Genomic DNA, 24,437 nt, shown 5'->3' with positions numbered 1-24,437 from the left:
AAGAAAACAGCCCGGCAACGAAAATTGCCGGGCTGAGGATTCGTTATCGCTAAGCGATGTCAGAAATCGGATTACTCGTTGATACTGACAGCGGCACCATCAGCGATCGCACCCAGCTGTTGCCATTTCTGCAAGTCGATGTTCTCAGATACAAAGTGTACTGAGCCATCGGCCATCAGAGCATGCACACCACCGGTGTGACGGCTACGGGCAGCCTGTGCTGCAGGAGCATCTCCACCAGCATGGCCACCATTGCCTGTGCTGCAGTCCGGATTAGGCGAGTTCGGAGTGTTCCAGGTGTTAAACCAACACTCGTCTGCCCGCATCCAGCGAGATCCACGATGTGTATAGAAAGCAGTAGGATTGCTACAAGCAGTTCCATGAGTGTCTAATTGAGACTTCGTAGGGAACGTCGTCTGCCTTGAATTAAAGCTGGTTCCAACCGATCTTGCCACATCGCCGTTAATATTAAATGAGGAGCTGTTAGCGCTTCCTACAATTCGTTCACTCATCGCGACCACATTCGAAGTTCCATCCAGAATATCGGAAACTCGCGTAATCAGTTCGTAGCGAGAAAAACCTACCTGATAACCCAGGTCTGGATCCCAACCCATGCACGGGCCTGCCGACACGTAATAGTTTAGATGACCTTCACCATAGTTGAGGTAGCGGGGGTCCGAAGGACAACGGAAAACACCAATCCCGGCATTCCGGATTCCCGTAGCATTGTTCGGTGATTCTTCACAGGAGAACTGGAAATCAAACTGGTTGTAGATGTTGGCCTGATCCAGGAAGGGCAGCAGCATCGCCTGCTGGCTGAAACCGGTCCAGGGCTTAATTCCGGGTGAACTTCCATGATAGTAAGACGACAGGGTCAGTTGTCCAAAACAGCCATGGGTTTCATGGTAATTGTGCAGAGCCAGCCCGAACTGTTTCAGGTTGTTCTTACACTGCGACCGACGGGCGGCCTCACGCGCCTGCTGTACCGCTGGCAGCAGCAAGGCAATTAAAATAGCAATAATGGCGATCACGACGAGCAACTCAATCAGCGTGAATGCGCGTCTTCTCTGAAAGACTCTCATCAACACTCTCCTGCAGAAAAATAGAAAAAATGAGCACTTTATAACACAAAGACTGGCAACATGAGCTATCCAGACGTAAGACAGAGGTCTGGTGTGCCAGGGACATTAAGTCCGGGGGGAGCGCTAAAGGTTTCCCCAATAGTCTATTCTATATTTTCTTCAATATAAAACAATCTCTTCATACTCAAGTATCGACCAAACATACTATTTTTGCACTAATTTTAATTTACTTAACTTATTTAAGTTTCGAGACTTGCGTACACACCGTTCAGTGTGCTCCAGCCCTTGATGAGCGCAGCGCATCGAGTTGGAGCCACTATATTTGGATATCGAGGACCAGTACAAGGGATCAGGGAGTCGGCTCAAGAATCTGCTTAACCTCGCGCTGATTCACATTTTTCAGCGTCTGTTGAGTCCCAGAGGGCCAGTAAATATCTAGGCTCTCAATACTTACGCCCTCAGGCACTCCCCAGTGCACCAGCAAGTCATTGGCAGACAGATAACTGCCTCCCCCCTTAACCTGTCTGACCTGATCGCCGGCTGACGTATGCAGCACCAGCCGTGCTCCGACCGCGTCTCGATTGCTCTGTATACCAACCAGACGCACAGCAATCCAGGAGCCTGCCCCTTCGGTCTCATTTTTGAGAATTGCCGGCGGATCATAAAAATTCGAGATCACCACATCCAGTTTCCCGTCTTGATTTAAATCGGAAACTGCCAGGCCCCGGCCGGTGTGGGCTTGCCCCAGATATGAGTCGCCTGAGAACTCCCGTTGCAGAAAACGTCCGTCCCGATTTTCCAAGTAAAGTGGCTTCTGCCGAAACGGTGAGTGGGTCGAGTAGTACGCCACATGCCCGTTGGCCACCATTACATCTTCATCCCCATCCAGATCAAAGTCCGCACAGGCGGTCCCGAAACCGACAAACAGGGTTCCAATCGAGGTCACCCCCGTATCGTTGCTCACGTGCAGAAACTGGGCATCGCCGTCATTCCGATACAGGGCAAACGCCTCTTTCTCATAATTCGCCACCCACAGATCAGGCAGACCGTCCTGGTTATAGTCCATGATGTCCACTCCCATGCTTCCATTCGGTGTGGCTCCATCATCGACGGCGGCACCATTGATGATGCCGACCTCTTCCAGCTTCCCTTTCCCGTCATTCAGGTAGAGAAAATTCTCGACCGTATCGTTACACACATAGACGTCCAGATCCGCATCATTATCCAGATCCGCCAGCAACACACCCAATCCTTTGCCCTCGGGAACCAGGCCCGCTTCCTCGGTCGCATCGTAAAAGGTGCCGTCCCCTTTGCTGTAATAAACCTTGTCTTTCTTGCCTGTGAAAGAATGAGGCGAACAGACATCGGGTACGCCCGGAGTCAGTTCACACGGAGGGTTATTTTCGAACGACCAGTCCGCGTACTGCGTCAGATACAGATCCAGCAGACCGTCACCATTCAGGTCACCCCAGCCGGCACTCGTTCCCATGAAACAGTCACGCACACCGGCATCGACAGCCACCTCTTCAAAGGTTCCGTCTCCCAGGTTTCTCCAGAGCACCGAACCGCCATAGCCGGTCACCAGCAGGTCGGAAAAACCATCGTTGTCATAGTCGCCCACAGCACAACCATTGCTGTAAAACGCCGCCAGATCCAGTCCCGCCGGAACAGTCCGATCTTCAAACTGAAAATCCCCCGTGTGCCTCAGCAGCACGGATGGATAACCCTTTGTGCTCTTATTTTCAAACGTTCCACCACCGGGAAAGAACAGATCCTGCTTACCGTCGCGATCATAGTCGAAGATCGCGGTACCGCCCCCGATGGTTTCCAGGATCGCCAGCTCTCCCGCTTCACGTCCATTGCGATAAGTAAAGTCCAGCTTCAGCTCCGGCCAGACATCTCGAAACACAGGCGCCACTCCTTCTTCAGAACTCGACACCTGCGTTCCCTCTTTGGTGTTATTCGTGTTCGACTTGACTGACTCCGTCTCTGACTGGCAGCCGACAAACAGCGTCAGCAGCACCAGCCAGCAAAACCAGTTGGATTGAAACAGGGATCGCATCGACTTTACATTCATGGCTGACTCGCCTTTACAGGCTCTTCGACAGGTGTCGCCTGCGGATTATTTTTATTGGTGCTGACAGGCACATCCCGGTTCTCGCTGTGGCCCGCCAGTTCCTCTGCCCGCTCCCGATGCAGCCTGGCCAGTCGCTCGAAGTTGGGACCGCGGGAGAGATTCTGCTCATAGTATTTTGCCAGTTCCTGGTGGGCCCCCGGGTGATTCGGCTGGTAACTCAGCACGCTATTCAGCCAGACAACGCCCTGCTCCTCCGAAACGTACTTCAGGTACTTTCGACCGATTTCAAACCGCAGTGCCACATCCCCCGGATTCACCTGTACCTGATCCAGCAGCTTGGGAATCTCCGCCAGAACTTCATTGGTCTCCTTGACGACCTGTCCCAATTCGCGGGCTTCTTCCTTGCGACCCAGTCGGCTGTAGACCTGCACCAGCGAGTTCTTAATTCCCAGGTCCAGGGGATTTGCCTCCGCTGCCGGCTCCAGCCACTTGAGTGCTGCTTCGTAATTCTTCGCCCCCAGTTCCAGCCTGGCCATTTCCAGTTGCGGCTCCGAGAGCGCCGCTGCTTTATGATCCCCCAAAGCCTGATAAGCTTTCTGCAACTCCTCTGGTTCGTTCGCCAGTACCTCTTGCAACAACGCTTTCGCCTCGGCATTCCGGTTCAGCAATCGCAGACAACGGGCCACTCCCACCTGGGCCGGTCCTGGCTGATCGGCACTCTCAACGGCCCGTTGATAATACTCCAATGCCTGCTCCGTTTTCTTCAGCGTCAACTGAATGCGACCCAGGCTGTAAGCCGCCGGCGCAAAACCGGGATCCTTGCTCAGTGAAGACTCATACTCAACCCCGGCTTCCTTCCAGGCAAGATTGTGCTCATACATTTTTCCCCGCATGAAATTGGGCAGCGGATCGTCAGGAAAGTCCGCTTCCCACAATTGCAGGATCTTCAAGGCATCATCGAACTGATAGTTCAGAATGCAGCTGTTGACATAGGTCTCGCAGATATCCTGCATACTTCCGGTCGGCTCGATCAGCATTTTACCCAGGTGCATCTGCAGGTCAGAATTATCTCCCACCTGCGCTTTCAGCAACCATTGCTCCTGTTCAAACGCGGGTGTGGCACCTGCCAGCTCGAAATAGTGTTTCAGCGCTGTATAAGCGCCTTCCACATCGTGAGCCTTCCGTAAGGCGCGTGCCTTCAGCAGCGTCGTCCGGGGATTCTCAGCTGCAGACCGCTCCGCCGAGGCAATCCATTCCAGGGCTCGTTCCGGATCGCGTGCAAGCAGATTTGCTTCCGCCCGCTGCTGACAGAAATCGACCCACAATCCCTGCCCCCAGAAAGGCGCACTGCCCACGATGCCCAGCAGGATCAGACCGACAACCAGCAGACGCTTCTTTCGCGCCGTTGTCTTCGTGTTTGTCTCAGTTGAATCAGTCGCCTGGGAACGCAATCGAGCACCGCATCTAACGTTTCATCAAAAAATCGAGGCACTGCCGGGCCTCTTGCTGCCTCCGGGAACGTAATTTTAGACCGCATGCCCCTGCATTTCCTGTCTAAAAGCGGCATTCATCCTTAAAAATGCCAATTCTTCAGCAGGATTCAAGGGCTCTTTACTCTTACGCGAACCGCATCCGCGTCGTTGGATCTCGCGACCGCGATAAATAAACAACTTTAACACCGCCAACACAAAAGATCAGTATTCGCACGTTACAATCAAAGCCAACATGGCATCCAGCTGTATCTCAGCCTACACTGACTTCTAATCCATATTGAAACGATCTACCTCCCACACACGAGACTTCCATGAGATTATCCGCATTCCTGCTCAGCCTCTTCCTGGTTCCCCTCACGGTCACCGCAGCAGACATCGAACGCATCTGGCTCACCTGCAACAACCATCGCCCCGATCGAATTGTGGTCAACTGGTACAGCGACCAGCCCGGCGACTCCGTGGTTTACTTCGGCACCGCCGCTGATTCCCTGCAGACCATCAGCCAACCGGGTAACGCAAGACTGCATCATGTCGAGATTCCGCTGCCTCAGCGCGACACGGTCTATCATTACTTGGTCCAGACCGGAACCCAAAAGTCGTCACTCGCGACATTCAAAGCGTTTCCCACCGATGTCCTGCGCATCGCGGTCGCCGCGGACTGGCAGTCACAACCCGATCTGTCTCAGCTGAAAAAAGACGATGTGCATCTGCTGCTCACCGCCGGCGACAACATCCGCAATCTCTGGCAGACCTGCGGCCCCGGGAAACCGGAATGCATTGAGCCCTACCTGCAGCTCATCGGCAAATACCCGCAACTGTTCCGCTCGACTCCCTTCATGCCAGTACTCGGAAATCATGACCGCGAAGCCCATCCCCGGGGTCAGCAGCCCCCGGCACACGCCGTTTACGATGTCGAAGCAACCGCGTTCCGCCGCGTCTTCGCGTTACCTGACGAAGGATGGAAATGGCACTTCGATCTCCCGGACTTCGATCTGCGGTTGATCGCCCTCGACTTCAACCACACGTCCGATTTCGGCACCACCTGGCAGACCTGTCATCCGTTTGGTCACGACTCAAAACAGTATCGCTGGTACGAGCAACTCACGCAGAGCAATCCCGGTCTTACCGTAACCCTGTATAACGAGCGCAACGCCACCATGCGGGGCAAGCTCAAGGGGGACTGGCACAAGCTCTTTCAACGGGGAACGCTCTGCGTCACAGGCTTTGGCTATTTCGCCGAGCGGGCCGAGGTGGATGGTCTGACCTGTTACAACACCTCGCTCAGTGGCACAGGCACAAAGTACCCGGACCCGCATTCAAAATTCCTCGCCGGACAGGACAGCTATCTGCTGCTCACCTGTGACCGCGCAGCAGGCACCATGACGGCTGAGCTGAAAAACCTCAAAGGTGATGTGCTCGACCGCCAGATGTTTTCAGCAGCGAAGTCGCAGTAAACCCGATCAGGCTTCCGTATCTGTCGCTGCCTTCAGCCCGCTGACCTGGCTTTTATTTGTCGTTCTCTGTCTGATGAGGAAAGTCCCGCTCCGGAATATGGTCGGGGACAGAGAAGTAAGTATCCTGCCGTGGTGCCGGCTGCCGATTCAGTTTATGCCACTGACTGGGATGAAACGCGTGCGGTAACAGATCGCACCCGGTGGCAAACAGAGACAGGCTCGGAAGAATCACGATGAGGAGTGCTTTGGAGAGAACTTTCATTGAGAGAATCCCGTTTCTGATAAAGGAAGTGTCAAAGACAGACGCGCATGCAAATACAGGCGCACGCCCGGTCCGTCTTTGAAAACTGGTGTAGTCTTTTGGAAATAGTTTGAGATTTGAGAGATGAGGGTCGGATTCTAGCCCGGAGCTCACAGTCTGCCAACCCCGTTTTCACAGGCAAAATCTGCCGCTTTCCCGGTCAGACAGAGGCTTTCCGACTGCGGATTTCCTGCAACTGCGACCGTAGTTGGCTGATCTGCTCCTGCAGCGACTCATTTTCCGGCATAAACCGGCTGTTGGCATAGGTTTGATACCAGTGGGAGATCTCCTGATTCTGAATCCGACGGGAAAACTGCATCAACGTTTCCCCAGGCTCACGAACCAGACTTTTACGGGCCAGCAGACGATCCATCTGAGACAGCAGGCGATGTAACTCCTGAATATGTAACGGATTTTCGCGAAACTCCGCACGAGTTTTCAGCTGTCGCAGGACCAGATGCAACACCCACCGCACCAGGAACCACAGCACCACACCACCGACCAGCAGCAGCAGAGGCAACTGGGCTTCCGACATCGCCAGGATCCACTGCCCCTGTTGCAGAGCCATCTTGAGCCGGGAGAACTGGCCCATTACCGACTCCCAGTACTGTCGTGCCGAACCGGGGGTTTCGAACTCCGGCTGCCCGGCAAACGGCGTCGATTCTACAGTCACCCAGCCCCGATTATCATCCCAGGCCTCCACCCACGCATGCGCGTGTCGGCTGCGAGCGACCCAGAACTGATCGTAGGCATTCCGTTCGCGAACCACATACCCCGTAATGTAACGACAGGGTACGCCCGCAAGTCTGAGGAGCAGAGCCGTCCCCGAAGCGAAGTATTCACAATGGGCCGCCGGCTTCTCCCGCAGGAAGTAGGTCAACGGGTCTTCTCCGTACGGTACGTTAATTCCGAGTTCATACTCATAGTTATTCTGGAAGTAAGCCTGTACCCGCTGGATCTTCGCCTCGGAAGTTTCACAGCCCGCGAACACGTCTTCCGCCAGTTGCTTGATTGCGGGGTCGATCTCATCCGGCAACTGCAACAACCGCTGCAGCGCTGCATCGTGTTCGGGACGCTGCGGCAGCAACTGACGGGGATAAAAGACCGAATAAGGAAAGCCACTGGCCATCGTCCGTGAAGTCAGCACTTCCTGGCTGTCGAACTGAATACTGTCAGCGAAGGCATACACGAGCGGCGTATTCAGCGGCGCAAAGATATGACCCGGATCCTGGGACCAGACCTGGTACTCAATCCAGTTGGGTGACTTCGCCTGCCCCAGTAGAAACCAGGTACCATCATCGGGAACACTGGCCTGCACCCCCGCCGGAGGCATCGCGATGATCGGGACATTATGACTCCCCACTTCCGAATGCCATTCCGAATTCAGAAACTGGACGAATGCCCGACCGCGGAAATAACCCGGCTCATCGGTCGACTTGACCCGTAACCGGATCTGATCGGCTCCCTGGTCAAAGTGAGACGTCATGCTTCCCAGCCGGGAAATGGTTGAGAACCCGGCTCGTGAAGCAATACCCGCCGTGCGGGGCTCAATCAGCCGGTAATACAGCTGATCCAGTTCCCGTTCGTAGCGGTCCATACCCGTGGCTGTCAGCCAGCCCAGCAGCCAGATCGTCGCAAAGAACCCGGCTCGAATAACATAGACCGACCAGAGAGAGCGTTCGGTTTCTCGAGGTTTACGCGCCGCATGTCCGATCTGGAAATAAACGCCCGTCAGCAGCGCATAGCTGAAAACCAGCACCTGGTAGTAGAGCCCCTTTGATCCATACACGAGGATATCACCGGTCAGAATGAAAACGATCACTCCCAGTAATGGAAACGAAGCCGGCAGAAACGGTTCGAAGTGACTGTCGAACAGCTGTCGCAACTGCACCGTCATCACGAACTGTGCCGCTGCGTAGGCCAGCGGTGTGCGAATCGCCAGCCGGTCGAGCGTAAAATCATGCTGATAGAGCATGTACTTCACAATAAACAGTACCGCCAGAACACTGGTCACCCAGAATACCTGCCGTTTGGAAAACGAGTAACGCAATACGGCGAAATACGACAGCGCCGCCAGCACGATGATGCTGAAGGAGAAAAACAGCGTCTCCGAGAGAATCGAAAACGTGGCACATTCCAGGCTGAGCATCGTGAAAGCAATCGTCCGCTGCGCATTCATATCGTTTCCACCTTTCCGCGTGCGATCTCTTCAGATGTGAAATGATATGCCTCGCCGAATTCGTCTGCGTTGTAAGGCACCGTTGTCGGACCGTCATGAATGATAATCGTCTTCAGACTCGCGCCGGAATCGAGTACCGCCCGCGCCATCTTTTCCCGCTGATGATCCCAGTCCAGGAACAGGCAGACCGCCGTCGAGACATTCGACAGCTCTTCAAATACCGCAGGTCCGATCGTCTCGAATGGATCGTCGGGACAGCGATCGACGCAGGAGAGTATCTCCAGCACGTTATCAAAATGGGCCGTATGCCGACCGGCTCGAAACACATACAACTCCGGTCCCGCCGCAAACAGGTCGATCAGGTACTCACCCCGCGCCAGTGCATCCGCAATCGAAGCCGTCAGGCTGATCCCCGCCTCCAGCACATTCGTCGTCTCCGCGGTGGGAGTTCCCAACCCGGTCCGCTGCCCCAGTGACTTCCACTTCCGCTTCAGCCAGGGCTCCGTCGGCATATAGGTATCCAGAATCAGCGCGATGCGACAGTAATATTCTTCCTGGTATTCGCGAACCACCGGTTTACCGAGTCGTGCCCAGGAGCGAAAGTCGAGTCGCCGCGCCGGTTCACCCGGCACATATTCGCGGTTGCCCACGTACTCGGGAGATTCCCCCACGTTGGACGTCAACGCAATTCCGCCCGGCTGAAACTTGCTCCCTACCGGTAAATCCACGCTCGTCAGCTTATGAAACGCCGGCAGCACCAATAGTGATTTCCCCGGCAGTGCTGCACTCCCCGACCGGTTCAGGTGAAAGGGAAACAGCGTGTGTACGCCCAGCTTGGGTAATGCATAAAAGCCCCGTTGCGGTGCATCGATAGTGACTGTAACCTCGGCCGATTCGCCTTTGGGCAGATAATTCAGCGTGTCATCCCGGTCGATCTGGGTCAGTGGCTTCTCCAGCCAGCGGAAAGCGACCGCCATATCGTACACGGGCAGCCAGCCCCGATTTGTCACCGTGAAGTGTCCCACTGCTGGCTGTCCGGCTGTCGTCTGTGCGGGGAAGTCCCCCTCAAGTTCACAGCGGGGACGAAAAAACCAGGAAGCGAGCCCGTCTACCAGGATCAACGCCATCAGGATACTGAAGAGATTATAAATCGGCACCGATACCGAAATCGTACCAATGCCCGACAGGAAGAAACCGAACAACAGCACCTTTCCGGGATAAGTCACCCGGTAATACCAGTAATGCTTGTGCATCCGCACCAGCAGCAGCCGGTTGGTGAACGAGTCTTTCTTGCGAATCGTGGGCGAATAAGGATCGTATTCCGAGACGTGCATAACGGATTCAACATGACTGGACTGCCATCACAGGAATCAGCAACACTCCCGCTCCGGCAGAGGAATACTCTGGTAACGTGTTTCCCGGTTAGTTTGGAACTTTCACTTTGCTGACAATATCGGACACCACATCCATTTTGGTGATACTGCTGTATTTTGCTTTCGATGTCAGAATCAGACGATGCGCCAGCACATAGTCTGCCATCTGCTGCACATCATCCGGCAGTACGTAGGTTCTCGATTTCAGATAGGCAATCGCCTGGGACGCCCGAAACAGCATCAGAGAACCACGGGGGCTCACGCCCAGCTTCAACCGCGGATCGTTTCTCGTCGCCTGGACCAGATCAATCATGTAGCGGGCGACACTCTGTTCGACATGCACCGTTTTGACCTGCTCCTGCATCTGAACCACCTCTTCGTGGTTCAACACCCGCTCCAGATGATCGACCGGGTGCTCGGTCGACTGGGCAAACAGGATCTCCATTTCATTTTCCGCATCCGGGTATCCCAGCTGCAGATGAATCAGAAAGCGGTCCAGCTGTGCTTCCGGCAACGGATAGGTCCCGTGGAAATCGACCGGGTTCTGCGTCGCCAGCACAAAGAACGGGGAAGGCAGTTCATATCGGACGCCTTCGATCGTCGCCTGTGATTCGCTCATCGCTTCCAGCAGCGCGGACTGCGTGCGGGGCGATGCCCGGTTAATTTCATCAGCCAGCAGAATATTACAGAAGATCGGGCCCTGGCGAAAATGAAAGGTGCCGTCTACCGGGTTATAGATTGAGGATCCCAGGATATCGGTCGGCAGCAGGTCGGGCGTAAACTGCACACGATTGAAGGGAACATCCAGCGAACGGGCCAGTGCTTTGGCCAGCGTTGTCTTTCCGGTCCCGGGCACATCTTCCATCAGCACCGAACCGTTGGAAAGCAGCGCGACCATCATCATGTCGATGCTCTCAGATTTGCCCCGGATCACGCCGCTCAGATTGTCTCTCAACAGGTTTAGCTTCTGAACGTATTTTTCGCTCTGTTCCGGCAGCGTGGACTGTGCCATACGACTATCTCAATCATCATTAGAGTTTGATCGGGGAAATGCAGAATTCAACGGAGACATCGAAAAGTAGATGCGATATCACTGACGTCGGGTGACAGCTCGATTATAGCAGATCCAAGGGAAATAAAAGGACTACATAACAAGAATTCCCAACCAGTTCGGTCAAATTTGAATTTTTCATGAACCCCTTATCAAACAGTTACAATACAGGATACCGCGCCTCACTGTGGCCCCGCTCAGGAACGGCTCCCTCTCCAACGTTTTTATTTTTCGGGTCGCCAGGGCTCCGGTCCCCCGGGCTTGGCCTGTAGAAACTTCGCATCGGTTTCGGTGTACCACTGGTGCAATCGACGTCTCATCTGTTTCACACGTTCCGGCTCCGCCGCCGCCAGATCCTGTTTCTCTCCCACATCGGTTTTCAGATTGTAAAGGTGGGCCTGTCCATCTTCAAAACGCTCGATCAGTTTCCAGTCATCCATCCGGATTGCACCTCCGGGAATCCCGCCCTGATTGGAATAATGCGGGTAATGCCAGAACAACGCTTCACGCTTCAGAGGTTCTTCGCCCTGCAGGAATGGTTTCAGACTCACGCCATCCAGATGCTGTTCCGGCTTCAAAGGCAACCCGGCCAGATCCAGAATGGTTGGATAGAAGTCAGTAGTAATGACGGGTTCGTCACAGACGCTTCCCGGCTGCCCCCCTCCTGGCCAGCGAATCAGAAAGACCTCGCGGATCCCTCCTTCATACAGCCAGCCCTTACCACCCCGCAGAGGCAGATTGGAAGTCGGCGATCCTTCGGAGGTACTCAGCCCCCCGTTATCGGCCGTCAGCATCACCACGGTATTGTCCGCCACGCCGGATGCTTCCAGCTGCTGCAGCACTTTCCCCACGGCCCGGTCCATCGATTCCACCATCGCCGCATACACGGCATGCTTCTGCAGAATCCGCACCTTTCGCTTCTCATCTGTGGGGAAGACCTGTTCTTCGTCGGCAAATTCGACTTTGCCTTCCAGCCCCAGTCGCTGCGCCTTCTCTTTGTATTTCTTGACCAGTGCATTCGGTCCCATCAACGGGGTATGTACCGAATAGAAAGCGAGGTAGGCAAAGAACGGCTGCTCGCGATGAGCGTCGATAAACTCCGCCGTCTCCGTCGCCAGGCGATCGGGCAGATGCTCGCCATCCGGACCGTCACTCAACCGTGGATTTCCATAAGGCGAGAAGTATCGTTTGCCTCCATACGGACCGCCGCGCGACCAGCCCCCCTTGTTGACGTCAAAACCCTGCTTCTCCGGCCAGAACTCTTCACTCGGCCCCAGGTGCCACTTCCCTGCAAAGAACGTGGAGTACCCGTGCTCCTTGAGTGCTTCGGCGATCGTCACTTCATCCAGAGGCATCCGGTCATTGAGGGGAGCCGGCAGAAACTTACCCGCGCGTTTCCCGGAAAAGAAATTTGTCGCATCTACGCGGGTCGGATATTTACCCGTCATGATGCTGTATCGCGTCGGACTGCAGACCGGATTCGCAGCATAACCATTGGTGAACCGCATGCCGGACTTCGCCAGCCGGTTAATGTGTGGCGTTTCGTAAAAGGTATCCGGGTTATTGCAGCCCACATCCATGTAGCCCAGATCGTCCACCAGAATGAAGACGAAGTTGAGCGGTTTGGATTTCTCGGCAGCCCTCAGTTGCAAACCGGGACCAGCCACTAAGATTAAAGCCAGCAGAATCAGGGAGCGCGTCATCAGTCTCATGCAGGTTCACCTCAGGATTTCAGTGTCAGCTGTTTTCAATGTCGTACTGTTTCAGTTTCTTACTCAGGGTAGTCCGATGCAAGCCCAGACAGCGGGCTGCAGGCGCACATTGCCCATGAAATTTCTCCAAAGCCACTTCCATCACCGGCGGCTCAACCAGGGTGAGCAGTTTCTCATAAATCCCGGCCGCAGATTCCGGATCTCGCAACTGCTGTTCGGCCCACTGCTTGAGCAACTCGTTGATCTCCACATCCGATCCGGCTTGAGACTCATCCAGACCCAGAAAGGACTGCGATACCGGTGCAGGCAGATCTTCAGGAAGAATTGTTCCGCCCCGCGCCCGTAACGCTGCGTGTTCGATCGCATTGCGTAACTCGCGCACATTGCCATACCAGGGGCGACGTTCCAGTTCTGCAATGGTCTCTGCGGTGAGCCGATGCTGCATCCCCGTCTGCCGATCCACAAAGCGTTCCAGAAAGAACTCGGCCAGCAGACGAATATCTCCCACCCGCTTCCGCAGGGGGGGAATGTCGATCTCAAACGTACACAGGCGGAAATAAAGATCGTGGCGGAACTTGCCCCGCTTGATCAGCGATTCCAGGTTCCGATGCGAAGCAGTGATCACGCGGAAATTCGTCTTCACGCGCTGCGTCGAACCCACGGGCAGTACTTCGCCTTCTTCCAGGGCCCGCAGCAGTTTGATCTGAATCGACAGCGGAATGTCAGCAACTTCATCCAGGAACAGCGTACCTCCGTTGGCCTGTTCCAGAAAACCCATCCGCCCCGACTCCGCGCCGGTAAACGCTCCCGGTACATGACCGAACAGTTCACTCTCCGCCAGGCTCTCACTGAGAGAAGCAATATTTACGGCGACAAACGGTCCCGAAGCACGATCGCTGAAACGGTGAATCGCCTGCGCCGCCACTTCCTTACCGGTCCCGCTTTCTCCCATGAGCATCACACTCGCATCCGAAGCCGCCACCAGCGCGATTGACTTGAAGACCTGCTGCATCTCAGGCGTTGAACCCACAAGCCCTTCCAGCTGCCGCGGTTCGCCCGGTTGCAGCTCCTCGCGTCCCGCTTCCTTGACCGCCTTCTCCAGTACCTGCTCCATCTGAGCCAGATCGAAAGGCTTGACGATATAATCAAACGCCCCGTTTCGCACCGCTTCCACAGCGGTCTGCAGATCACCATAAGCGGTAATCACAATCACAGGCACCGGACCAATCCGCTCGTAAAGTCCCTGCATAGCCGTCAGCCCATCCATCCCGGGCAGACGCACATCCATCACCACCACATCGGGGCGGTCTTTCTCTGCCAGGCTCAATGCCTGTTCGGCTGTTGAAGCCATCATCACTTCGTGGCCGTGGCTTTCGCCCAACTGGCTCAGCCCCCAGCAGATGGATTCTTCATCATCAACGATCAATAGTTTCGACACACGCTTTCTCCGTCTGCACCAGAGGCAACTCGACCATGAAACAGGTACGCTCCTCACGCCGTTCCCAGCGGATCTCGCCGCCGTGATTCTGCACGATCTCTCTAGCCACAAATAAACCCAGGCCGGTCCCGTCACGTTTGGCGGTCACCAGCGGTTCAAACATTTTATTCACGATCGACGACTCCGGTCCGGGGCCCGTATCAGACACTTCCAAAGTAACAGACTCTTCCCCCGTTGGGAATAACCTGACGCAAACCTCTCCCGAGATGCCCTGCTCTTCCTGCACAGCAACCGCAGCTTCGATCGCATTGAGCGCCAGATTGGAAATCAGCTGCTCCAGCGATTCCGCGTCCCCTTCCACCACGAGCGGCTCAGAACCGGTTTCGTCCTTCAAAGCGATACCCACATGCCGCGCCGTCGGTTCCACCAGACTGACGACCCGCGCCACCAGCTCATTCAGGCAGACCGGTTCAAAACTGGAGAAGTGCCCCCCCTTGTTCTCCAGAAAGCTCTGCAGGTATTGCTCGATCATACACAGCTGACGGTTCGCAACCTGCAGCGTTTCGTCTTCCTGGTATTCGGGCGATTTACGGAGATACAGATCCAGCGCAATCCGGCACCCGGTCACCGCATTCCGCAGCTGGTGAGCAATCGCCCCCCGTAACTGCCCCAGCGTTTTCAGCCGCTCACTCCGTTTGACTTCATCTTCGTAATCTCCCAGTAGTTCCGCCATCTGGTTGATCGAGGTACTCAGGTCACGAATTTCATCATCGCGTTCCGGCAGGATCATCGGCTGGAAATCTCCCCGGGCAATCTGTACCACCTTGCGGTCCAGGCGCTGTAAGGGCCGTGTCACCCGGGCAGCAATCACCGTCGCCAGAATCGCAACCACAATCAGCGCAAGACTTCCAGCGATCAATGACGGATAAACGGCATTGGCAATCGCCTCACGATACTGCCGAACCGGATAGTAAATATGCAGGTAACGTACGCCCTCCCCTGGTATCCGGGGTTGCAGTTTCACCACGGAATGAAAAAAGGGAGCATCCCCGGCTTCAATCACATCCGAAATCTGTAACTCATCCCAGCTGGGAGGCGTCCCCTGAATAGGAGCGGGAGTAAAGTCAGGACGCGTGGACGACAGCACCTTGTCTTCCGCCCCCACAAGAACAAAGTCAGCTCCCGACAACCCTTTCGTCTGGTTTAACACCGCCACGGTCAACGGAAACGTGGCATCGTTCAACGTATGGGCAATCTGCCGAAACTGATCCCGCACCTGCACCTTGATCTGATGCGTCGCCAGCCAGGCATGCAATAAAGTCACACCCACAATCGCGCATACCATGATGCCGACCATCGGAATCAAAATCTGGTACCGTAACGGCCAGCGCATAACGGGAACTTTCCTGCACATGTAAAATCAGAGTTGAGAGTTTCCTCCCATTTTAGGAGAAACAGGGACCATAAAATACTTTGAAACCACTCTGACAACCTCGTTTTTTGGAACCGGGGTCCCGCCAGAGGCCAGAATTCACCCAGTGCAATGTCGCTTTATTCGCCCCCCATGTCGCTCCCTTCGACACCGCATCTTGTCTTGGCCATTTAACTAAGCCTGAAACGTCTGGACTTGCAGCAAACTCAGTAAAATAAAGGGCTTTGGTATATTCTTTGCCTGCAGGTCATCCATAGAATTGTGATTCTTCCTACCCGCCGTACAAAGTAAGCTGGAAACACCGTTATGCGTCCCCGCCGTGGATTTACCCTGATCGAACTTCTAGTGGTGATCGCCATCATCGCGATCCTGATCGCCCTTCTCTTACCCGCCGTTCAACAGGCCCGGGAAGCCGCACGTCGCACCCAATGCAAGAATCACCTGAAACAGCTGGGACTCGCGATCCACAATTATGTCAGCAGCTATCGCTATCTCCCTCCCGGTGCCAGCGTCGATCTGGCAGTCACTTCCACAGGCAACAACGGTTCCTGGGGCGTGCACGGTCGCATCCTCCCCATGCTCGAACAGGGCAACCTCTACGACAACGTCGACCTCTCCGTCGCCTGGGACTACCAGACCGCCATTGACGGACTGAAAATCCCCGTCTACGCCTGCCCCAGTGATCCCAACAGTGACAAAGTCCGCGATCCGGGTAGCGGCAGAGCCAAACTCTATCCCACCAATTACGGATTCAACTACGGAACCTGGTTCGTGTTTGATCCCACCAATGGCAGCAGTGGCAACGGCGCCTTTTATCCGAACGCCAGCCTGACCATGGCTAACTTCACCGACGGCACCAGTAATACGCTGCTCGCAGCCGAAGTCAAAGGCTGGCAGCCCTACACCCGTAACGGCGGTCCATCGACGACAACCATTCCCGGCACAGCTTCCGAAGCGGCTACGATCGTGGCTTCAGGAGCCGACTTTAAAACCAATACCGGGCACACCGAGTGGCCCGATGGTCGAGTACATCACACCGGATTTACCGTGACCATGAACCCTAACACCTACGTCCCCTACACCAGCGGTGGCACCGAGTACGATGCCGATTTTAACTCCTGGCAGGAAGGGAAGAACGGATCCGCCGGTTCCCCCACCTACGCGATCATCACCTCCCGCAGTTTTCATACGGGGGTTGTGAACGCAGTGCTCGTCGATGGTTCCGTCCGCACGATCAGTGAAAACATCTCGCTGGAAATCTGGAGGGCACTGGGTACCCGGATGAATGGCGAAGTCATCGGCGAATTCTAGCCGGCAATCGTTCGACCCCCGCTTTCTTTTTCCCGCTGGCTCCTGTTAAGATGGTGAAATACCAACCATCTTTTACACATCCAAGAGCATAAACAGGAACAGCAATGAGAGTGAATCAACGAACCATCTGGCTGCGCGTCTTTTCCCTGGTCTGTCTGCTGGCATCGACAACGATCCTGCAGGCCGCCGATCAGCCGTTAACTGATTTCACCACGGACGAAAAAGACAAAACCCACTGGTTTGATATCCAGAATCTGGATGTGGAAGGCAAAGGCTGGACCGACACGGAAAGCTTTTACGATCGCCTGCCCCAAAAAGCCAAAGGCGTCGTCCGTCCTCCAGTCTGGTCACTCTCCAAACACTCCGCCGGCATGGCCGTTCGCTTCGTCACTGATGCAACCACGATCAAAGCCAGATGGACTCTCACTTCCGCCTCTCTGGCCATGAACCACATGGCAGCCACCGGCGTCAGCGGACTGGACCTCTATGTGAAAACCGAATCGGGTAAGTGGCGCTGGCTCGGCGTTGGTCGTCCTGCCCAGCAGACAACGACCGCCACACTGGTTACAGGCATCATCCCCGGCAAACGGGAATACATGCTCTACCTGCCCCTGTATAACGGCGTCAAATCGGTGGAGATTGGCATTCCCGAATCCAGTCAGCTCTGGAAAGCCCCCGCCCGCGAGGCTGGTAAAGATAAACCGCTGGTCTTCTGGGGAACGTCCATTACCCAGGGAGGCTGTGCCTCACGCACCGGAATGGTGCATACCGCGATTCTCGGTCGCCGTCTCGATCGGCCGGTGATCAATCTCGGCTTCTCCGGGAACGGTCGCATGGAACCGGAAGTCGCTAAACTCGTAGCAGAGCTCGATGCCAGCGTCTTCATCATGGACTGCCTCCCCAATATCACCGCTGACACCGTCAAAAAAGAGACGGTCCCTCTCGTCAAAACGCTGCGGGCCGCGCATCCTGAAACGCCAATCCTGCTGGTCGAAGACCGGACCTACACCAACGCTTATCTCAAACCGAGCAGTCAGGAACGGCACCGCACCAGTCGAGCAGCACTCAAAGCGGGCTACGAACAGCTCAAAAAAGAAGGCGTCAAAAACCTCTATTATCTGGAAGGGGACAATCTGCTCGGCGATGATTTTGAAGGTACCGTCGACAGCTCTCACCCCACCGACCTGGGCTTCTTCCGTCAGGCCGACGCTTTTGAAGAAGCACTGCGACCGATTCTGGAACAGCAGGAGCAGGCACAGTAATGCCGACCCGCAGCTGTTGTTTTCTGTTTCTCGCACTGCTCATAGCGTGCGGGAAACAGGAATCGTCCTCGCCTCCCGAGGACACCTTCACGACAGAGACACGGCACACGGAATTTGAAACGGAAATCCAAAATTTCTGTGGCCACTGTCATGCCTGTCCCGATCCGGGTGTGCTGACCAAAGCTGCCTGGCGGATGCAGATTCCCCGTGAATACGCGCACTACGAACAGTCCCCCGATCAGAGCTTGCGCGTCCCCCCCATGCCCGAAGTCATCCGTTACTTTGAGTCGCAGGCTCCCGAACAACATGAGCTGCCTTCACAAATTGAGAACATCCCTTCCAGCCCGGTTGATTTTCAGCGGCAGCCCTTTCCCCGTCTCGATGGCGATCCCCTGCCCGGCGTTTCGAACCTCAACTGGGTCGCTGGCAAGACACCTCACGAACTGCTGCTCACCGATCTGGGTTCCGGACGTGTCGGCCGCATTCGCTTTTCAGACAGTCAACCCAAATTCGAACCGCTGGCCAGACTGCATCATCCGGCTCACATTGAACGCATCGATCTCAACGGAGACCAGCACGACGATTACCTCATCGCCGACCTGGGCAGTTTCGGGCCGGAAGACCACGACCGGGGCTCCGTCGAAGCCCTGCTCTTCGATCCGCAATCAGACAGTTATCGACAACAGACACTCCAGGCAGGACTGGGACGGGTTGCCGACGCCAAAGCAGCCGACTTCGATGCCGACGGAGATCTTGATCTGATTGTCGCCGAGTTCGGCTGGCACAAAACCGGGCGTCTGCTCTACCTGGAAAATATCTCACCAGCAACAGACGATCTGAAATATCGGTTACAGGTACTCGATCCCCGCCACGGCGCCAGCCATGTGCTGATCACCGACTGGAACCAGGACGGCCTGCCCGACTTTGTCGCCCTCTTCTCGCAGGAACATGAAACCATCGTCGCATTTCTCAACCAGGGACATGGCGAGTTTCGTACCGAGACCATCTTCCAGGCCCCGGACCCCGCCTACGGCTCATCGTGCATCGACCTGGTGGACCTCGATCAGGATGGAGATCTGGATCTGCTCTATACCAATGGCGACACGATGGACAGCTTCGAACTGCGTCCCAGTCACTCCGTGCAATGGCTGGAAAACCAGGGACGCTTCCCGTTCAAGCCACATCATCTCGCCCCACTCACAGGCGCGTATTGCGTCACCCATGGCGACTTTGACCAGGACGGCGACATCGATCTGGCCGCCTGTACCATGACCTGGAACTACGACGAGCGTCGCAACACAGTCGTCTGGTACGAACAGACGAAACCGGGTCAGTTTGTGTCTCACCCGCTCGACTATTCCCGGGGACAGCACCCTGTGATTACCGCAGGCGATTTTGACGGCGATGGCAAGCCCGACCTGGCCGTGGGTAACTTCGAAGCCCGCGAAGCAGACAAGGTTGATCAGGGCGAATGGTTTTCCATCTGGTGGAACAAAGGATCCAGGTCAGCTCAATCAGAGTGAGCTTAGTCCTGTTTCTTCACCAGATCTGTTACCTGCTTCTCAGGATCCACAGAGAATACGGTTTTGGCATGCGGGTCAGCGACCAGAATATTCTTCCCCTGCACCGCAATCCCGACTGGATTTTTGAATGGTTCACCGGAGACCCATTTTTCAGTCTTGCCATCGGGCGTCACTTTCCAGAGTGCCTTTTCATAACCATCGCTGACAACGGCACTGCCATCATTCAGAACGACGACATCGTGAGGAAAATTGAACGGGCGCCCTTTCACGACGACGCTGACTTTCCCATCCGGAGTCACTTTCAGCAACTGGTCTGCTGTTCCTGAAACAACCCACAGGTTCTCTTCCTGATCCAGAGCCAGGCCTCGCGGTGCACTCACTTCCGCAAACAGCGTCGGCTTACCACCTGCTGCGGGCACCTTCCAGATTCGATGCAGTTCCAGGTCGGAGACCAGCAGGTCGCCGGCTTTGGTCACCACCACATCCATCGGGATACCAATCCCCCCTTTGGTCAGGGCTTCGGGTTTTGCGCCGGCTTTAGCAAACCGGTAGACTTCGCGCGTCGAGGAATCGCCGGCCAGCACACGTCCCTGGTCATCCAGGGTCACGCACCGCACCGCATTCAGCGGCGTCCGGAACACCTTGGAGCCTTTGTAAAACTCGCTGACTTTCCCATCCTGGACACTCCAGATTCCAGGCAGCTTGCGATCCGCGACATAAACGGGACCTTTCTCAGCTGCGACAACGGAGAGTGGATATGACATCTCTGCTGCGAGACCAGCGTGAGTTGATACCAGCAACAGCAGTAGTAAGGAAAACGTCTGAACGAAAATCTGCATCGTGAATCAATACCTGCTTGAATAAAAATGAAGTTCAGTTCGTATCTTACCGCAGGCCGCGGGCAATTGCACTTCTGAAAACATCAGGGACGGGACAAGTGTTTCCAGAAAGCGGCACTGTCCTGCCGACGGGTATGGTACTGCTCCCGATCAGACTTGAGTACAGATCCCTCCGGATATTCCTCGATCGGATATGGATAGCTGCGCATCTGCCGGAACGGCAGCGGTTCCACTGCTTGGCCCAGAATCGTATGCAGGTTCGCATCCTTGTCCCAACCCACATTATGCAGAATGAAATCCCGTTTCCAGCCCGGACGCGGGGGACCAGCGGGAACGCGAAATCGCAGCCGCATCTCATCCCCGGCACCGAGAATCACCAGCCGATTGTCAGCTTTTTCTACAAGCGGTTTCACATCCCCATAACGGGTAAAGCCCCCCTGCATCGGCGGCCACTGAATCTGCTCAGTGAGCTTCTGATAATCGTACCGCTCCGGTCCATTCCCCGGGTGGATGATCGGCGTTGAAAAACCACGGTGCTGTAAGTCCGCAGTTTCGAGGGGACAGACGTGTGTCATGAACTCAGCCGGACTCTCGTCGACCGTGAAAAAGATCTGATCCCAGTAGAATTCCATGTTAGTTTCAATCCGCACGCGATAGTCATCCATCAGAAACTGGTCTGCCAGGTCCACAACAATCGTTTTTGTCTTGCCTCCCGGAAAACCCATAAACGGCTGGATCGTTTTCCAGCCACCGCTGTTATCAGGCACTGCCAGTGAAGGAGGTCGTGGTGAGGGCAGCGCAGGATTCTCATCGAGCGCCAGGTTAATCCCCGTGTCCGTCGGATAGAGCCAGCCTGTCAGGAACAGCTTGATGCGTGGCGTTTTCGCTTGCTTCACCGCCGCGTTATTCAAATCCAGTTCGAGTGTATGCTCCTCGGTTAAACCCTGGCGGTGCTTTTCGTCGAACGTCTTCGCATACATGTCATCTACGTCTCGTATCTCCGGCAGGACATCCCGTCCGCGATGATTGACGGCCCCGACCGGCGTTTGTGTTTCGCGCGCCATATGAATCTTGAATGCAGCCAGATCGGGTGGCCCCACCTTTTCATTAGAAAAGATCTCCACCTCTGCCGGATGATCGACGGCCTTTAGTTCAACCAGGTCGAAGTAACCCGCCTCCCAGAGCTCTTCCGTAATCCGCAGTTCATAGTAACCCTCTTTCTCCCGGAGTCGGTCGCCGTCAATCTTGAGAAATTCCCAGTCACGACTCGGAGCCACAATCCCTTTTCCGAACTGGAGCCCGATCGGCGCCGCCCACAACAGATCTGTATAAAATGTGAACTGCTCTCCGTCCCAGGTATAAAGATAGGGGCAGGACCCCATCAGTGTCTGCTTCTCGTAAATCCGCTGATCGGTTTTCGCATTGATAATGTTGACCGGAATCCCATTCGTCCACAACACACGAATCGCCTCCGCGACCGTCTGTTTCCCCAGTCCGAAATGCGTTGACTGTCCCGCCACAATCTGCGGCTGATAAATCGCACCGCTGCGGAGTTCCACCAGGCTGCCCACGCCGTAATGATTAACGCGACCACTGGCGGACTTCACTTCCCCTTTGACCTGCTCCGCGCGGAGTGAGACATCGATCCAGTGATTATCGTTCCCCTGATTCTGCAGGAACATCACTTTCCCTGCTTCAACCGTAATCACATCCAGGCTGCCATCCCGGTTCAGGTCCGCGACGCGGAACAGTTGGATCGGATTCCCACTGGTGACCTCTTCGTCAGTCACATAAGCGGTCTGTTCGGTTCGATGTTCGGCCGTGCCTAACAACAACTGCAAGCCGTTCCCGCCTGATGCCAGCACATCCAGCACGCCATCATTGTTCAAATCTCCTGCCTGTAATAGGGTGTCCTGAATATCAGCCAGTTTCGTCGCCTGGATCTGCTGCACCGAATCAACGTGCACTTCTCCTGCCCCCAGCAACCGGGTTCCCGCGAGCACCAGAGCCTGACGCTGTACGCCCACCAGATCCCAGGAACCGTTCCGGTCATAGTCGGTGAGTACACACTCTTCAAACTGATTGGCCGTAGAGCCGTTCTCTGATTCAACTTTGGAAAACGTACGCCAGCGAAAGCGACCATGTCGCAGGTTTTCGAGGTACCCTGCCTGCCGGGTCGTTCTGCTGCAGAGAATCAGATCCAGATCGACATCGCGGTCCCAGTCCACGCGTACAATCGAAGTCGCCGCCAGATCCGCGGGCGGCAGCTGGGAATTGGCACTGACATCCTGAAACGACAGATTCCCCCGATTCGACCAGAGCGAAACCCCCTTCCCGGTCGAAGCAGCCAGGTCCAGATCGCCATCGTGATCCAGGTCAGAAAAATTCACCGTCAACACATCGGACAATGTATCCAGGGAATCGGCCTGCGGTCGGTGAACCAGTTTTCGTATTCCTTGTTTATCATCTACCTGATTTTCCAGGACGCGAATCCCGGCTTTCCCTGCCAGCACCAGATCCAGATCAGCATCCCGGGCTGGAGAGATAGCAGCGATTGTCTGAGGATCCTCTTTGTTCTCACCAGCCGGCGATGGAGCGAGCTGCTGCACATCCCCATCCAGATCGACGGCATGAATTTCACGGAAGTCTCCCTCCGTTGCTGCAGAGGTCATCACTGCCCAGCGGCCGTCCTCTCCCTGCTGAAATACCTGCACCCGCTCCGCCGTCAGTAGAATCAGATCAGGTTTACCATCGAGGTCGAAATCCGCGATCTTGAGATCCCTGATGTCAGCCGACACGTCTTCATTGAACTCAATCGCCCGGGGTTCGGCAAACTTCACCGACAGCGGTTTCTCCTGTGCAGGCCACTCGACGGCCGCATAAAAAGCAGGCGGAAAATCGGGGATCACAAACTCAAGCGGATTCTGTTCAACCCGACGGCGATCGCTTTTGACCAGATCCTCAGCGATTAACACATTTCTGAGCACGCGGGCATTTCGGGTGACGAGATTCCACTTCCCGTCTGTGATCGCCTGCAGAGACGCCTTGATGACTTCATTCAAATCTAGCCGGGTATGATCTTTCACACTTTCCGCCAGTGGCGCAGCCAGCTGCTTGACCTGTTCGAAGACGGCTTTCGTCTGCTCCGACTTTTCCACAGCGGCGACCTGCAGATAATCGATCGCCAGAAACAGGTTGTCCGGCTGCAGTTCCCATGCACGCTTCAAAGACGCATTCGCCAGCGCCTGTTGCTCGGGCTTCACGTTCTGTTTCTGTAACTGGGATAACTCGAACCAGATCGCTGCAGACTCGGGACTTTTTTCCAGTGCCTGTTGCAATGCCTCTTCCGCCTTGGGCTCATTTCCCAGCGCCAGTTGAATGCGGGCTGAAAGCACATAGCTGGCACTCGATTCAGGAGCAATCTTGATCAACTGTGCTACCGTCGCTTGCGCCTGGTCAGCCAGTTGTTTCCCCGACTGGTGATCGACCAGTTTTTCGGGAGTCAGTTGCAACAACCGACAGATCGTTAGATTCTGAAAGCCGATCACATCGCCAGGCAGTTCTTCGGTTAACCGCTCCAGCAGTGGATCACTCTCGGCGTAACGCTCGTTTTCCAGATAAGCGATTCCCTCATTTTTAAGCCGCAAGAGTTGTTGCGCTTCGTCGTATGAAATCGGTCCACTCCCCACCGGACCACCTCCCGGCTGGAGGGTCAGAAACAGTGCCAGGATTCCGATAAACAGAATCACAGCCACGACGATCAGGTAATGGTGAGTGGGCCGGGTAGACATGCAACAGACCTTCTATGGAATTCCAGCGGTAAATGCTCCTGCCCCAAGGATACACTTCTACTTCCTGAATTCCAGTCTGTCTCAAATGAGTTTCCTGTACACCGGCGCAAAAAAAGCGA

16 protein-coding genes are annotated in these 24,437 nt (G+C 55.3%); 4 read left to right on the top strand and 12 right to left on the bottom strand.

Annotated elements, in window-relative coordinates; all coding sequences use genetic code 11:
• Window positions 1–71: 71 nt before the first annotated feature.
• The 3 genes from FYZ48_RS23675 to FYZ48_RS23665 all read right to left on the bottom strand — a co-directional run bounded on the left by FYZ48_RS23675 (window position 72) and on the right by FYZ48_RS23665 (window position 4,610).
• The gene (locus FYZ48_RS23675) at window positions 72–1,082 is read right to left on the bottom strand and encodes a DUF1559 domain-containing protein (RefSeq protein ID WP_242022753.1); all 1,011 of its coding nucleotides are present in this window, start codon (window positions 1,080–1,082) and stop codon (window positions 72–74) included.
• Window positions 1,083–1,431: 349 nt separating this feature from the next.
• The gene (locus tag FYZ48_RS23670; protein WP_149344977.1) at window positions 1,432–3,159 is read right to left on the bottom strand and encodes a CRTAC1 family protein; all 1,728 of its coding nucleotides are present in this window, start codon (window positions 3,157–3,159) and stop codon (window positions 1,432–1,434) included.
• Window positions 3,156–4,610: a tetratricopeptide repeat protein gene (locus FYZ48_RS23665; RefSeq protein WP_149344974.1), complete on the bottom strand. Its 1,455-nt coding sequence runs from the start codon at window positions 4,608–4,610 to the stop codon at window positions 3,156–3,158. Before FYZ48_RS23665 ends, FYZ48_RS23670 begins: the two co-directional genes overlap by 4 nt.
• A 353-nt stretch (window positions 4,611–4,963) precedes the next feature.
• Between FYZ48_RS23665 and FYZ48_RS23660 the strand changes: the two genes are divergently transcribed.
• A complete protein-coding gene (locus FYZ48_RS23660; protein ID WP_149344972.1) occupies window positions 4,964–6,106 on the top strand; it encodes a metallophosphoesterase in 1,143 nt (380 codons plus the stop codon).
• A 52-nt stretch (window positions 6,107–6,158) separates the two neighbouring features.
• On the opposite strand, the gene FYZ48_RS23655 is transcribed toward FYZ48_RS23660, so the two are convergent.
• The 7 genes from FYZ48_RS23655 to FYZ48_RS23625 all read right to left on the bottom strand — a co-directional run bounded on the left by FYZ48_RS23655 (window position 6,159) and on the right by FYZ48_RS23625 (window position 15,553).
• Entirely contained in the window at window positions 6,159–6,368 is a 210-nt protein-coding gene (locus FYZ48_RS23655; protein ID WP_145035879.1) for a hypothetical protein, read from the bottom strand.
• 199 nt (window positions 6,369–6,567) lie between these two features.
• Complete coding sequence (locus FYZ48_RS23650; protein WP_149344970.1) at window positions 6,568–8,586, bottom strand: transglutaminase-like domain-containing protein; 2,019 nt, start codon at window positions 8,584–8,586, stop codon at window positions 6,568–6,570.
• The gene (locus FYZ48_RS23645; protein ID WP_149344967.1) at window positions 8,583–9,920 is read right to left on the bottom strand and encodes a DUF58 domain-containing protein; all 1,338 of its coding nucleotides are present in this window, start codon (window positions 9,918–9,920) and stop codon (window positions 8,583–8,585) included. Before FYZ48_RS23645 ends, FYZ48_RS23650 begins: the two co-directional genes overlap by 4 nt.
• Window positions 9,921–10,008: 88 nt before the next feature.
• The gene (locus FYZ48_RS23640; RefSeq protein ID WP_145035871.1) at window positions 10,009–10,971 is read right to left on the bottom strand and encodes an AAA family ATPase; all 963 of its coding nucleotides are present in this window, start codon (window positions 10,969–10,971) and stop codon (window positions 10,009–10,011) included.
• A 263-nt stretch (window positions 10,972–11,234) separates the two neighbouring features.
• Window positions 11,235–12,713, bottom strand: coding sequence for a sulfatase (locus FYZ48_RS23635; protein WP_390625142.1), 1,479 nt, complete (start codon window positions 12,711–12,713; stop codon window positions 11,235–11,237).
• Window positions 12,714–12,747: 34 nt separating this feature from the next.
• The gene (locus tag FYZ48_RS23630) at window positions 12,748–14,160 is read right to left on the bottom strand and encodes a sigma-54-dependent transcriptional regulator (protein WP_149344962.1); all 1,413 of its coding nucleotides are present in this window, start codon (window positions 14,158–14,160) and stop codon (window positions 12,748–12,750) included.
• Window positions 14,138–15,553, bottom strand: a complete 1,416-nt coding sequence (locus FYZ48_RS23625; RefSeq protein ID WP_187782181.1) for a sensor histidine kinase — start codon at window positions 15,551–15,553, stop codon at window positions 14,138–14,140. Before FYZ48_RS23625 ends, FYZ48_RS23630 begins: the two co-directional genes overlap by 23 nt.
• 345 nt (window positions 15,554–15,898) lie before the next feature.
• Between FYZ48_RS23625 and FYZ48_RS23620 the strand changes: the two genes are divergently transcribed.
• The 3 genes from FYZ48_RS23620 to FYZ48_RS23610 all read left to right on the top strand — a co-directional run bounded on the left by FYZ48_RS23620 (window position 15,899) and on the right by FYZ48_RS23610 (window position 19,688).
• The gene (locus FYZ48_RS23620) at window positions 15,899–16,903 is read left to right on the top strand and encodes a DUF1559 domain-containing protein (RefSeq protein WP_149344958.1); all 1,005 of its coding nucleotides are present in this window, start codon (window positions 15,899–15,901) and stop codon (window positions 16,901–16,903) included.
• Between the two features lie 104 nt (window positions 16,904–17,007).
• Window positions 17,008–18,165: an SGNH/GDSL hydrolase family protein gene (locus FYZ48_RS23615; protein WP_149344956.1), complete on the top strand. Its 1,158-nt coding sequence runs from the start codon at window positions 17,008–17,010 to the stop codon at window positions 18,163–18,165.
• The gene (locus FYZ48_RS23610) at window positions 18,165–19,688 is read left to right on the top strand and encodes an FG-GAP-like repeat-containing protein (RefSeq protein ID WP_149344954.1); all 1,524 of its coding nucleotides are present in this window, start codon (window positions 18,165–18,167) and stop codon (window positions 19,686–19,688) included. Before FYZ48_RS23615 ends, FYZ48_RS23610 begins: the two co-directional genes overlap by 1 nt.
• Before the next feature lie 2 nt (window positions 19,689–19,690).
• Here the strand turns inward: FYZ48_RS23610 and FYZ48_RS23605 are convergent, their stop codons facing one another.
• On the bottom strand, window positions 19,691–20,527 hold the full coding sequence (locus tag FYZ48_RS23605) for a Vgb family protein (protein WP_149344952.1): 837 nt from the start codon (window positions 20,525–20,527) through the stop codon (window positions 19,691–19,693).
• Between the two features lie 83 nt (window positions 20,528–20,610).
• The gene (locus FYZ48_RS23600) at window positions 20,611–24,318 is read right to left on the bottom strand and encodes a CRTAC1 family protein (protein WP_149344950.1); all 3,708 of its coding nucleotides are present in this window, start codon (window positions 24,316–24,318) and stop codon (window positions 20,611–20,613) included.
• Window positions 24,319–24,437 lie beyond the last annotated feature (119 nt).

Origin of the sequence: Gimesia chilikensis, from assembly GCF_008329715.1 — a bacterium.
Taxonomy (GTDB): domain Bacteria; phylum Planctomycetota; class Planctomycetia; order Planctomycetales; family Planctomycetaceae; genus Gimesia; species Gimesia chilikensis.
This window is presented reverse-complemented; position numbering and strand designations above follow the sequence as displayed.